At 57.2% G+C, this 13,001-nt stretch carries 11 protein-coding genes; 4 read left to right on the forward strand and 7 right to left on the reverse strand.

Annotation, left to right across the window (positions count from 1 at the left end; translation table 11 throughout):
- Nucleotides 1–62: 62 nt before the first annotated feature.
- The gene (gene uspB / locus RTP97_RS13390; RefSeq protein ID WP_042394150.1) at nucleotides 63–398 is read right to left on the reverse strand and encodes a universal stress protein UspB; all 336 of its coding nucleotides are present in this window, start codon (nucleotides 396–398) and stop codon (nucleotides 63–65) included.
- Nucleotides 399–796: 398 nt separating this feature from the next.
- On the opposite strand from uspB, the gene uspA reads away from it, so the two are divergent.
- Entirely contained in the window at nucleotides 797–1,234 is a 438-nt protein-coding gene (uspA, locus tag RTP97_RS13395; protein WP_103820396.1) for a universal stress protein UspA, read from the forward strand.
- A gap of 41 nt (nucleotides 1,235–1,275) precedes the next feature.
- Here the strand turns inward: uspA and rsmJ are convergent, their stop codons facing one another.
- Nucleotides 1,276–2,028, reverse strand: coding sequence for a 16S rRNA (guanine(1516)-N(2))-methyltransferase RsmJ (gene rsmJ / locus RTP97_RS13400; protein ID WP_312414393.1), 753 nt, complete (start codon nucleotides 2,026–2,028; stop codon nucleotides 1,276–1,278).
- A 7-nt stretch (nucleotides 2,029–2,035) separates the two neighbouring features.
- Nucleotides 2,036–4,078, reverse strand: coding sequence for an oligopeptidase A (gene prlC / locus RTP97_RS13405; RefSeq protein ID WP_312414396.1), 2,043 nt, complete (start codon nucleotides 4,076–4,078; stop codon nucleotides 2,036–2,038).
- A gap of 199 nt (nucleotides 4,079–4,277) precedes the next feature.
- Between prlC and RTP97_RS13410 the strand changes: the two genes are divergently transcribed.
- Nucleotides 4,278–5,120, forward strand: coding sequence for a 23S rRNA (adenine(2030)-N(6))-methyltransferase RlmJ (locus RTP97_RS13410; protein ID WP_312414399.1), 843 nt, complete (start codon nucleotides 4,278–4,280; stop codon nucleotides 5,118–5,120).
- Between the two features lie 68 nt (nucleotides 5,121–5,188).
- Entirely contained in the window at nucleotides 5,189–6,541 is a 1,353-nt protein-coding gene (gene gorA, locus RTP97_RS13415; RefSeq protein WP_312414402.1) for a glutathione-disulfide reductase, read from the forward strand.
- Between the two features lie 99 nt (nucleotides 6,542–6,640).
- Here gorA and RTP97_RS13420 read toward each other — a convergent pair whose 3' ends face one another.
- The 4 genes from RTP97_RS13420 to RTP97_RS13435 form a co-directional block, all read right to left on the reverse strand.
- The gene (locus RTP97_RS13420; RefSeq protein ID WP_312414405.1) at nucleotides 6,641–7,657 is read right to left on the reverse strand and encodes a helix-turn-helix domain-containing protein; all 1,017 of its coding nucleotides are present in this window, start codon (nucleotides 7,655–7,657) and stop codon (nucleotides 6,641–6,643) included.
- A 19-nt stretch (nucleotides 7,658–7,676) separates the two neighbouring features.
- The gene (locus RTP97_RS13425) at nucleotides 7,677–9,170 is read right to left on the reverse strand and encodes a DUF5605 domain-containing protein (protein WP_312414407.1); all 1,494 of its coding nucleotides are present in this window, start codon (nucleotides 9,168–9,170) and stop codon (nucleotides 7,677–7,679) included.
- 1 nt (nucleotide 9,171) lies between these two features.
- On the reverse strand, nucleotides 9,172–10,527 hold the full coding sequence (locus tag RTP97_RS13430; RefSeq protein WP_312414409.1) for an MFS transporter: 1,356 nt from the start codon (nucleotides 10,525–10,527) through the stop codon (nucleotides 9,172–9,174).
- Between the two features lie 191 nt (nucleotides 10,528–10,718).
- Nucleotides 10,719–12,239: a nucleoside hydrolase-like domain-containing protein gene (locus tag RTP97_RS13435; RefSeq protein ID WP_312414410.1), complete on the reverse strand. Its 1,521-nt coding sequence runs from the start codon at nucleotides 12,237–12,239 to the stop codon at nucleotides 10,719–10,721.
- A gap of 202 nt (nucleotides 12,240–12,441) precedes the next feature.
- On the opposite strand from RTP97_RS13435, the gene RTP97_RS13440 reads away from it, so the two are divergent.
- Entirely contained in the window at nucleotides 12,442–12,879 is a 438-nt protein-coding gene (locus tag RTP97_RS13440) for a CopD family protein (RefSeq protein ID WP_312414412.1), read from the forward strand.
- Nucleotides 12,880–13,001: the final 122 nt, after the last annotated feature.

Below are 13,001 nucleotides of genomic sequence, written 5' to 3' on the forward strand. Positions count from 1 at the left end.
CCGCCGGGCGAAACAAATAAAAAGCGGGCTACCAGGCCCGCTTTTTTTATATCTCTTAAACGTCAGTGCCAAATCATCAGGGCGATCAGGCTGACCACTACCAGACCGCAGAGGGCGCTGGTTAAAACAAAATGGCGACGGACCCGCTCGCAGCGACGAATAAACTCATCGTCATGGTGATCGCGATAGCGTTGGGCGTAGATATACCACACCAGACGCATCTGCTTACTGGGCTGGCCGTGCGAGGTAAAAAAGCCGCCACCATCCACATATTGATAGAGCAACGGATCGCAACCACGAAGGACAACCAACAGTGCGCGTAGCGATGAGAAGTAACGCGCCATGTTAACCACACAAACGATGCACAAAGCCCAAAACAGCGCGACAGTGCTGACCATACCCCCTCCCCGGCGACCACCCACGGAGATAGACTCCAGGGCTGACGCTCCCCGATTTCCGGCCAATGAGTTCTTTGAAGTGTGTACCAGAAGCCGATATGGATCACAATTCTACATCCGAGCGGCTTATTTAATAGTGTAGGAGATCTGTTAATTATTTCGCCACATCATCGATCTATATCAATGTCGTAACCGACATTTTTTGATGATCTAAACCGTGACCCAGGACAATTGACGACGGGTTTAACGCGTTATAAGGTAGAAATATCTTCTACAATTAGATCTTTAAGGCCGGGCACTACCCGCGCAGTGGCACGCAGGACGCGGGACTGACCGCAGCGCGAAAGCAGCGGCTATACACCCAACGGTCATCGACAACTTATGGAAGGAGTAACATCATGGCTTACAAACATATCCTTATCGCGGTCGATCTCTCTCCTGAGAGCAAGGTACTGGTAGACAAAGCCGTATCTATGGCACGCCCCTACAACGCAAAAATCTCCCTGATTCATGTCGATGTCAATTACTCCGACCTCTATACCGGGCTGATCGACGTTAACCTGGGCGATATGCAGAAGCGCATCTCTGAAGAGACCCACAACGCGCTGGCTGAGCTCTCGACTAATGCAGGCTACCCGATTACCGAAACCCTGAGCGGCAGCGGCGATCTGGGACAGGTGCTGGTTGACGCGATTAAGAAATACGATATGGACCTGGTAGTCTGCGGCCATCATCAGGATTTCTGGAGCAAGCTGATGTCCTCCGCGCGCCAGCTGATCAACACCGTGCACGTTGATATGCTGATCGTTCCGCTGCGCGACGAAGACGACGAGTAAGCGAATATTGCCCGGCAGGCGTCAGCACCACCGGGCAAAGACTACTCCGGCGTGCCGGGGTAGATATCGAACCGGTGGCCTTTGGTGACCACCGCGTTTTGCGTGGCAACGTCTGCCAGCGGCGGAGCGTAATCGGGGCGCTTCACCACCACGCGCTTCGTTGCCAGCGCGCGGGCAGGCATTAGCAGGCCATCGGCATCCAGATCCGGCCCTACCAGCGACTGAAAGACCCGCATCTCCTTTTTCACCAGCGCACTTTTCTGCTTGTGCGGAAACATCGGATCGAGATAGACCACCTGCGGACGCGGATTGATATCCGTCAACGACGTCAGGCTTGAGGCGTGGATCAGTTGCAGGCGCTCCCGCAGCCACGGGCCAATTTCTGCATCGGCATAGCCGCGCGTCAGACCATCTTCCAGCAGCGCCGCCACTACAGGGTTACGCTCCAGCATTCGCACCCGACAGCCAATGGAGGCCAGCACAAAGGCATCCCGGCCTAACCCGGCGGTGGCGTCTACAACATCCGGCAGATAGCTGCCCTTTATCCCGACCGCTTTCGCGACCGCCTCGCCGCGACCGCCGCCAAACTTGCGCCGGTGCGCCATCGCCCCGGAGACAAAATCAACGAAGATACCGCCAAGCTTTGGCTCATCGCGCTTACGTAACTCAAGATGCTCCGTCGTCAGCACCAGCGCCATCGGGTTATCTTCGTCATGCTGCAGGTCAAAACGGGACGCAAGACGCAATAAGGCACCGTCTCCGGTGCCTGTTTCATCTATTAAGCAGATTTTCACGCCGTGCTTAGCCCTTGATGCCGTAGTGCGCCAGCATCGCATCCAGCTGCGGCTCACGGCCACGGAAGCGTTTGAACAGCTCCATCGGCTCTTCTGAACCACCCCGGGTCAGGATGTGGTCGAGGAAGTCCTGGCCGGTTTCACGGTTGAAGATCCCCTCCTCCTCGAAGCGGGAGTAGGCATCTGCCGCCAGCACATCGGCCCACAGGTAGCTGTAGTAGCCAGCCGCATAGCCGCCAGCAAAGATATGGCTGAAGGCGTGCGGGAAGCGTCCCCAGTTCGGACCCGGAATAACTGCCACCTGCGATTTAATCTCAGCCAGGGTTTCGAGGATTTTCGCTCCCTGCTCCGGGCTGAACTCGGCGTGCAGACGGAAATCGAACAGGCCGAACTCCAGCTGGCGCAGGATAAACAGCGCCGCCTGGTAGTTCTTCGCCGCCAGCATCTTATCCAGCAGGGTTTTCGGCAACGGCTCGCCGGTTTCGTAGTGGCCGGAGATAAACGCCAGCGCGTCCGGCTCCCAGCACCAGTTTTCCATAAACTGGCTCGGCAGCTCTACGGCATCCCATGGTACGCCGCTGATGCCCGCCACGCCCGGCACGGCAATCTGGGTCAACATATGGTGCAGACCGTGACCGAACTCGTGGAACAGGGTGATCACTTCATCGTGCGTGAACAGCGCCGGTTTGCCGCTCACCGGACGGTTGAAGTTACAGGTCAGATAGGCCACCGGCTTTTGCAGCGAGCCGTCGGCTCTCAGCATCTGCCCAACGCAGTCGTCCATCCATGCCCCGCCGCGCTTGTTTTCACGGGCGTAGAGATCGAGGTAGAAGCTGCCGCGCAGCGCGTTGCTTTCGTCATACAGCTCGAAGAAGCGTACGTCCGGATGCCAGACGTCGATATCCTTGCGCTCTTTAGCAGTGATGCCGTAGATGCGTTTAACCACTTCGAACAGGCCGTTAACGGCTTTGTTCTCCGGGAAATAGGGGCGCAGCTGCTCATCGCTGATGCTGTAGAGATGTTGCTTCTGTTTTTCGCTGTAGTAGGCGATATCCCACGGCTGCAGCTCTTCCACGCCAAACTCGGCGCGGGCGAAGGCGCGGAGCTGCTCCAGCTCTTTCTCACCCTGCGGGCGGGCGCGTTTTGCCAGATCCATCAGGAAATCCAGCACCTGCTGCGGATGCTCGGCCATTTTGGTGGCGAGGGACTTGTGGGCATAGTTGTCGAAGCCCAGCAGCTGCGCCAGCTCATGACGCAGGGCAAGGATCTCTGCCATCACCGGGCTGTTGTCCCATTTGCCGGCGTTCGGTCCCTGATCGGAGGCGCGGGTGCTGTAGGCGCGGTAAAGCTCTTCGCGCAGGGCCTGGTTATCGCAGTAGGTCATCACCGGCAGGTAGCTTGGGATGTCGAGAGTGAGCAGCCAGCCCTCTTGCTCTTTGGCCTGTGCCTGAGCCTGGGCCTGCGCCAGCGCGCTCTCCGGCATGCCGGACAGCTCGGACTCATCGGTAATCAGTTTGCTCCAGCCCATGGTGGCGTCGAGCACGTTGTTGCTGTAGGTCGAACCCAGCTCGGAGAGGCGGGCGGCGATTTCGCCGTAGCGTTTCTGCTTCTCTTTCGGCAGGCCGATGCCGGACAGTTCAAAGTCACGCAGGGCGTTATCCACCGCTTTCATCTGCGCCAGATCCAGCACGGTATAGGCCTCGCCGTCACGCAGGTTGCGCCAGGCCTGGTAGAGTCCCTCGTGCTGGCCGACCCAGGTGCTGTATTCGGAGAGCAGCGGCAGCGTCTGCTCGTAGGCTTCACGCAGCTCCGGGCTGTTCTGCACCGAGTTCAGGTGGCTGATGGGTGAGAAGATGCGGCCGAGGCGATCGTCCACCTCCGCCAGCGGCTGGCAGAGATTGTCCCATGTATAGGGTGCGCCCTGGGCCACCACGCGCTCTACCGCTTCGCGGCAATCCTCGAGCGCTTTCGTCACGGCGGGAACCACATGCTCAGGTTTAATCTGGGAAAACGGCGGCAAGTCGAAGGGCGTCAATAATGGATTGGTCATAAGCGCTGTCCTGTAAAAATAATCGCAAGCGCTCGGGCGGCGCTCGTTCCTGTAAGGTCTAGCATGGGGTTTAGTGTAGTTAATTTCAATGCTGTAGGTTGCGCTTTTGCGCCCTGGCAACAGCGCCGCTGCGGTAATTTGCCGCAATCTGCGGTAAACTATCGGCTATCTGTTTTTACTTCCCAGGATTGTTCCTTCCATGCTCAGTTATCGCCACAGCTTCCACGCCGGCAACCATGCCGACGTTTTAAAACACACCGTTCAGAGCCTGATTATTGAATCGCTGAAAGAGAAAGAGAAACCCTTTCTCTATCTGGATACCCACGCAGGCGCGGGCCGTTATCAGCTGAGCAGCGAGCATGCCGAGCGCACCGGCGAGTACCTGGAAGGCATCGCCCGCATCTGGCAGCAGGACGATCTGCCTGCCGAGCTGGAGCCGTACATCAGCGTGGTTAACCACTTCAACCGTAGCGGCCAGCTGCGCTACTACCCTGGTTCGCCGTTGATCGCCCGCCAGCTGCTGCGCGAGCAGGACAGCCTGCAGCTGACCGAGCTGCATCCGAGCGATTTTCCGCTGCTGCGCTCAGAGTTCCAGAAAGATGACCGCACCCGTGTCGAGCGCGCCGATGGCTACCAGCAGCTGAAGTCCAAGCTGCCGCCCGCGTCACGTCGCGGCCTGATCCTGATCGACCCGCCCTACGAGATCAAAAGCGACTACCAGGCGGTGGTTCAGGGCATCAGCGAAGGCTATAAGCGCTTTGCAACCGGCACCTATGCGCTGTGGTATCCGGTGGTGATGCGCGCGCAGATCAAACGCATGTTGAAAGAGCTGGAAGCCACCGGCATTCGCCGTATTTTGCAGATTGAACTGGCGGTGCGTCCGGACAGCGACCAGCGCGGCATGACCGCCTCCGGCATGATTGTCATCAACCCACCGTGGAAGCTGGAGCAGCAGATGAAGAGCGTCCTGCCGTGGCTGCACAGCAAGCTGGTTCCGGCCGGCACCGGCCATACGCTGGTGAACTGGGTTGTACCAGAGTAATTACAGTCATCGGTGGAACCTTCAAGGCATCGCGTTACACTCACAAAAAAGTTTACTAAGGAAACGTTATGACTAAACACTACGACTACATCGCCATTGGCGGCGGCAGCGGCGGTATTGCGTCTATTAATCGTGCGGCCATGTACGGCCAGAAATGCGCCCTGATTGAAGCGAAAGAGCTGGGCGGAACCTGCGTGAACGTTGGCTGCGTGCCGAAAAAAGTGATGTGGCACGCCTCGCAGATTGCCGACGCGGTAAATCTCTACGGCCCGGACTACGGCTTTGACGCCACCATCAATAACTTTGACTGGCAGCGCCTGGTGGCCAGCCGCACGGCCTATATTGACCGCATCCACAGCTCCTATGAGAACGTGCTGGGTAAAAATAACGTGGATGTGATCCGCGGTTTTGCCCGCTTTGTTGATGCTAAAACCGTTGAGGTCAACGGCGAGACCATCACCGCCGACCATATCCTGATCGCCACCGGCGGGCGTCCGAGCTACCCGGATATTCCTGGTGTTGAGCACGGCATCGACTCCGACGGCTTCTTTGAGCTTACCGCCCTGCCGAAACGCGTTGCGGTGGTAGGCGCGGGCTACATCGCCGTTGAGCTGGCAGGCGTGCTGCACGGCCTGGGCGCGGAGACGCACCTGTTCGTGCGTAAACATGCCCCGCTGCGCAGCTTCGATCCGCTGATCGTCGAGACCCTGGTTGAGACCATCCAGGCCGATGGTCCATCGCTGCATACTAACGCCACGCCGAAAGCGCTGGTAAAAAACAGCGACGGTAGCCTGACGCTGGAGCTGGAGGATGGCCGTAGCGAGACCGTTGACTGCCTGATCTGGGCAATTGGCCGCGAACCGGCCAACGACACCTTCAACCTGAACGTCACCGGGGTGAAAACCAACGAAAAGGGCCACATCATTGTCGATAAGTTCCAGAACACCAACGTTCCAGGAATTTATGCGGTAGGTGATAACACCGGTGCGGTTGAGCTGACCCCGGTTGCGGTGGCGGCGGGTCGTCGTCTTTCAGAGCGTCTGTTCAACAACAAGCCGGACGAGCACCTGGACTACAGCAACATCCCTACCGTGGTCTTTAGCCACCCGCCTATCGGCACCGTCGGCCTGACCGAGCCGCAGGCACGGGAGCAGTACGGCGACGACCAGGTGAAGGTCTACACCTCCTCCTTTACCGCCATGTACACCGCCGTCACCCTGCACCGCCAGGCGTGCCGGATGAAGCTGGTCTGCGTTGGCCCGGAAGAGAAGATTGTCGGCATTCACGGCATCGGCCAGGGCATGGATGAGATCCTGCAGGGCTTCGCCGTCGCGCTGAAGATGGGCGCAACGAAGAAAGACTTTGATAACACCGTGGCGATCCACCCTACGGCGGCAGAAGAGTTTGTGACGATGCGTTAATTGTTTTAAAGGGTAGAGATCGTAGGCCTGATAAGCGCAATGCTATCAGGCATGACCGTTATGCCGGGTGGCGACTGATGCCTTACCCGGCCTACGGTACTACCCCAGCAGGGCCGTGATCTGGTCCGAACTCAGCTGCACCAGTCCTTTCACGCCGTAGCGCTGGCCTATTCTGTGGTGACGGATCCGGATCTCCTGAATATGTGGGTCTGGTGCCTGTGCCAGCATAGCCTGCGTCAGGGGTAGGATCTCATCGCCGTACTCCTCAAACAGCTCCCCGGCGGCAATCGCCAGCTTGATATTGTGGATCGGCGCGGTACAGCAGATGGCAAAAAAGAGCGCTTTTGCCGTGGCTAGCACGCTGGCCGTCCGCTCCTGCTCCTGCACGTTAAAAGCCTGCTCAATCCCGCCTTCATAAGGCAGATGAACAATCTCCGGGTAGAAGCCATTCTCCCCTAATCCAGGCTCGCCGTTGGTACAGTAGCCGTAGCCCAGGCTGCCAAAGCCGGGCATAAACGCCACATACGACTGGCCTGGCAGAGATTTCGCCAGCAGATAGTTGGTGCAATGGGCAATGTTATAGATGCGGGTAGGGATGGTGACGGTGCCCTCCACCATCGCCATCAGGTTAACGTTATGATCCTGAAACAGCGGGCAGTAGCGCACAATGCCGGTCAGATGCTCAATCCCACCCTGCAATGCCACGCTTACCACCCTGACGCGCGCCTGTGGGAGAGAGGCAGCCAGACAGAGGATATCGATCGCTTTAGCAATAAACCCCACCAGGTCGGACGGCGTCATAATCTCCGGCAGCGCAAACTGATGGCTCGCCAACGGTTCGACCAGCGTGTTGTAGTCGTTGAGCGTGCTTTGCAGGCTGCCTCTGCGCAGCATGATATTCACGCTCAGCGCCCGGCCCGATTTTACCGCCAGCAGCTGCTGCGGACGGCCAAAGGTCACATCCTTGATCTCCCGCTCCTCGATCAGCTGCTCATCCAGCAGCTGCGCCGTTAGCTTAGAAACATAGGCTTTGGTGACGCCCAGGCGCTGGGTGATCTCCGCCCGCGACGCCGCTTCACTGTGCAATATATTGAGGATCTGTTTTTTATAATCCACGCCGTTTCGCCCCGGTGGCTCAGGTTAATGATGTTATGCGCAGGGCAATGCCAGGCCTCCCCGGTAATGCCAGGCGATCGCCCGCACGATACGTTGTTGCCTGCCGCTCGATAGTCATCGCCCAGGCATCAATGATGTCGATAGCGAACTCTTTTCCTTCCGGCAGCATGGTCAGAAGCTTAAATCCCGGCTGGCTCTCGCCGAACCATACTAACCAGTAATCGTCGTTCATGTGAGCAATTGACGCGTCCCAGTGCGAATTTGTTGATCTTATCCAGGGTGCGAGACGCTTCGGCTCCCCTTCTTCCAGAAGCCGCCTTAAGAAACCGATGCGCTCGCTACTCTCTCCCTTAAGCTTGCCGCCGTGCGACCACCAGATAATCTCGTCGTCGCTGAGGTAGCTCTCGCCGTGGGTAACGTATCCGCCCCGGCAGACCCCTTCCCAGGTGAGATCCACCATCTTGCGCGCCGTGATGTTCCCCCAGCCCAGATCGACATCGCCTTCGTAGCGACACTCGTCAATCACCACTGGCTTCTGGAACGCCTCGCGCCAGCCTGGCACGTACCAGAGATCGTGATGCTGGATGCTGGCGTGGCTTACCCAGGGACGGGTTTGATCGTACCAGTGGGCATTGCTGGTGTAGTGCAGGGGTGGGTTGTGCCAGTTGTGAATCGACACCAGGTGCTGGTAGGGATCCTCCGCCACGATCTGCAAAAAGATATCGTCCCAGAACGGCATCGGCTTCTTCAGCAGGAGATCGAACTCGTTCGCCAGCGACCACCAGACGTTGCTGAAGCTGGCGAGACGGGCCACCAGATAGCTGACGTAGCGCCTGTCCACGTTGATATCCATCTCGGAGAAGCCCCAGCGGTCGTAGGGGTGAAAAATAATGATGTCAGCCTCGATGCCCCGCGTCTTAAGGGCGTCAATCTGGCTCTCCAGCGTTCTGAAAAACTCACAGTCGAAGCGGCTAAGGTCAAAGCCGGACGCAATATCACCGGGAAACGGGAAGCGCTCAGGCTCGCGGAAGTTATAGGTGTAGTGCTTCGGAAAGACGCACATTCTGATCTTATTAAAAGGCGAGTGGGCCAGCGTCGCCAGGGTCTGCTCCTGAACCGCCTCTGACTGGTAGTTCCAGACGTAGGCCGTGGTGCCAAAGGGGTAGTAGGGTTGCCCGTTCGCGTAGCTGAAGTGCCAGGTTTCAGTTGTTCTCACCGGGCCGGTCTCACCCTCAGCAGGCGGCAGGCAAACCACCTCGCCCCGGATGCCGCTTAGGCCGCTGACGTTGCTCTCTGTCTCGAAGGTCCATCTCCCCTCACGCTGTGGCATAAAGCGGATCATAAAGCGGCCATCGTCATCGTAAAAGCCTCGTACGGCGATCTGCTCCTGCGGGTGGCTGAAGGTCGCCGTCAGCCAGCTCTGGGTAAAATGCTGCGGATCGGCATCGGTCTGAAAGAGAAATTCAGCCCGTGACCACTTTGGCGCGTCGAGTTTTGCCGGGGAAACTAACATATCAGGACTCCTTAATCTGCTGGCTAACGAAAGGACGTTGTGAAGCCTTGTCCTCAAGAGAGAAAAACATCAGCAGCAGAACGCTGATGCCGTGGAAGATCGCGGGCACGCCAGCGATAAGAAAGATAATGGCGCTCATGGTCTGGCCTGAAATAGCCGAGCCAGCATGGTAGCCGCTGAGGCTGAGCACCAGACCCACCAGCCCACCGGCAATCGCCAGCCCGAGCTTCATGGAGAAGAGCGTCCCGGCAGCAATAAAGCCGGACATCTTGATCCCTGACTGCCGCTCGCAGTAGTCCGCGCAGTCTGAGGGTAGCGCCCAGGCCATAATCGCGCCCATCTCCGCAAACAGCACTGAGACAACCAGCAGCGTCACTGCCAGCCAGAACTGCTCAGGGCCAACAAAGAAGAGTGCCAATGCCGCCAGCCCGCCGCCCAGCTGGGCAAATTTCAGCGAACCCAGCGCCGAGAGTTTTTTGCGTTTGATAAGCTGCAACGCAATCATCGGCGCAATGATGCCCGCAATCGCCGTTGCAGAGAGCAGGCCAGAGACGAAGCTGTCCCCCTTATTGAGGAAATACTTCACGAAGTAGATGGTCACGCTGCCCTTGATGACAAAGGCGATGGAGCTGGTGATCTTAAAGATAAAGAAGATGACCACCGGACGGGCACGCCATGCGGCCTTCGCCTGATCCAGAAAAGAGGTGGTATGCACCGGCTGCGCCGGCTTGATCCGCTCCTTCGTGCCAAAGAAGCAGCTCAGCATGAAGAGGGTAGCCAGCAGAGCTATCATGCTCATCGCCATCATATAAGCGCGGGCCTCATTCTCCTTACCGTACCAGGCAACAAACAGCGGCACGGTCATAGAGCAGATCAGAAACGACATTTTCGCCAGCGGGAAGCGCCAGGCGTTGGCACTCAATCGCTCCTGCGGATCGGCCGTCAGCGAGGTCAGCAGCGCCACATAAGGCACCACAGTAGAAGCGTACATCAGGATCAGGAACAGGTAGGTGACATAGGCATACACCAGCTTGCCGGTAGGAGAGAAGTCCGGTGCCAAGAAGACCAGCAGGCATGACAGGCCATACGGGACGGCCAGCCACAGCAGATAGGGGCGATAGTGACCATGACGCGTTGGCGTGCGGTCGGCCCGGCTGCCAATAATGGGGTCATAGATAGCATCCACCAGGCGCGCAACCACGAAGAGCAGCCCCATCGCCCCGGCGGAGATCCCCAGCACGTCGGTGTAGAAGTAAGGGAGAAACATCATCGTCATGCCGAGGAAGATGTTTGCCGATGAATCACCCAGCCCAAAACAAATTTTTTCTTTGATCGATAACTTATGAGCGTTTTGCATAGAACCTCTGAATATATATTCAATAGGGATTATTTATTCAAAGTATGTAAGGTACGGGTAACATTTAACCAGTCCTTAAATGCAAATTTGCAGAACTGGTCACATAAAAAATCTTTGGTTATTACGGCTTAAAGGCATAGCTAGCGGCCAACAGAAGGCTTTCTGTCGGCTGCCAGGTAAAACAGAAAAATTTAGTTAACGGTAACAATAACGCGTCGATAAGAGGTCAACGACGGCGTACCGTTATCGGTTACGGCGAGGATAAGATGCTCTGTGCCTGCCCGCAGGGCTTTGACCTTAACCCCCGGTTTGCCACCCTCGCCTATCGACAGCACGGCGGGCGCGCTAAGGTTATCCTCCCCACGTTTACCCTGAACGTCTTTCACGTCAACGGCGACGGAACTGGCCGATCCGGCTTCAGGATAGAGGAACCAGCTGTAGCTAAGCTGGTTGCCGTCCGGATCGTTGCTCCCTTCGGCGCTCAGCGACACCGTATCGCCCACTTTGGCGCTTACGGTAATGGGCTGCTCTCCTCCCTGGCCGTTCACCACTGCCTGCGGATTGTGGTTTGCTGAAGCAGCGTCTTTGATGGTCCAGTCCATACGTGCGGCAAAGTCATGCTGGAAAGCTTCACGCCAGCGCCAGATTGAGGCCTGGTTAGAGGTGTACTGCTTGCCGTCTACGCCGGTCACCGTATCGGCGGCGTTAGGGTTGCCCGGATAGAAATCGCCGCCGCTGCTCCAGATTGGCCGCGTCTCATGCTGGGGCTGGCGTACGATGTAGCGCCCGCCCCAGCCGCCCCAGCCTGGATTCATCTCGCTATTCAGGCCGTTACGGATCAGATTAAGAAATGCGGGAGTATCTCCCTCCATGATAAAGAGATATTGCAAGTAGCCTTTCCCCATCGGGCCTTTACCGCGAACGTTCTCATCCAGCCAGGTCTGGGAAACGGTGGTGAAATCCGCCCCCGGTGCGTTACGGTAGTATTTATCGCCGCTGATGCCGGTCCAGGTGGCCCGGGCGTAGTCTTCGCCGTTCTGGCTGGAGGGATCGACGATGTAGGTGATGTCCGGATAGTGTTCCCGCACCCAGAAGCCCGCATCATCCTGATCGGATATGGAGTAGACCACCAGGTTACGGGCCAGGGCATGCACATCGCTGGCTGAGTGTTTAGCGGATAAATCCTTCAGCGCCTGCGCCAGCGTATTTGCCCCGCCCCACAGGTTGATAAACAGCGGATGGTTCACATCGGTGCTGCGCTCAATCGCTTTCACCAGCAGATCGGAGCCAGCGCTGCTTTTCCCCTCGCCCGTTGCGGCCAGGCCGTAGGCTGCCTGACCAGGGGCGACTACGGCCTTCAGCTGCTCAACGGTGGGGAATCCCGCAGCGTGCTTTGTTAAGTTGGGCTGCACTTCACCATAGTGGCCGAGCACCAGCTCGATCATATCGGTATGCACCTTCTCCTTCTGCCAGGTAGAGGTCGTTGCCACCAGCCCCTCAACTTTCAGCTCATTGGCATAGAGCAGGAATCGCGTCAGCGACATCTGGTCGTCTGGCTCATTGCCAATGTCCGTCAGTACAAACACGCGTGGCTTTTCCTGGTAAGGTAATACCTTACCTGTCATTTCGCTCATATTCGTTGCCGCATTAACCATTATCGGCATAGATGCTGCCATGATCCCCGCTATCGCCAGCAGGATACCTTTTGTCATTTTGGTTATTTGATGATGCTTCATGTTGACCTCAATGCTTCGCCATAGAGAAAGCATCAACATAGTTAACACAGGAAACAAAGTAAAAGTGAATCGATGGGTTTTGTGATGGATGTCGGTATAACGGGATCCTCTTTAAGCCCCCAGCATGATGGAGTATGATCCCTTTACAACAACAGGGTTACGGCTCAGAGGAGAGCAGATGGACTACCGTTGGTTAAACGCCCTACACATTATGGCGGGCGTGATTTGGCTGGGCGGCATCTTTATAATGGCAGCGATCGTTGTGGCATGGTCCCAGAGTCGCAGCGCGGTAGCAAAAGGGGCTAGCGATCCCCTGTTAGAGTATGCTCGCCGCTGGAACCGGTTCGTCACTTCACCGGCAATGATCCTGCTGTGGGCCTTTGGTATCGCGCTGATGTTAAAAGGCGACTGGCTGCTGCCGCTCTGGTTAGGCATCAAGCTGGCGGTGCTGGTGTTCCTCTCGGCAGTGCATGGCATTCTGTCGGGGTCGCTGCGCAGACTGGCAACCGGCGAAACCTCTACCGTGTCCCTGCTGGCGCGTAACGCTGCCTGGCTCACCGTCGTGGCCGTTATCGTCGTTGTAGCTTTAGCGGTGGTAAAACCGTTTAGCGGCTAAACGTTATCTTGAATGCTCTGAAAATGCAGTCTGTTTAGTCAGGCTGCAATGTCACGATTTTTAAATTAAAAACAACGTGTTATCACCTATCCCTTTACAAATCAGTCGCTGTAATTGTGATC

Source organism: Pseudescherichia sp. (genome assembly GCF_031998825.1).
Taxonomy (GTDB): Bacteria; Pseudomonadota; Gammaproteobacteria; order Enterobacterales; family Enterobacteriaceae; genus Pseudescherichia.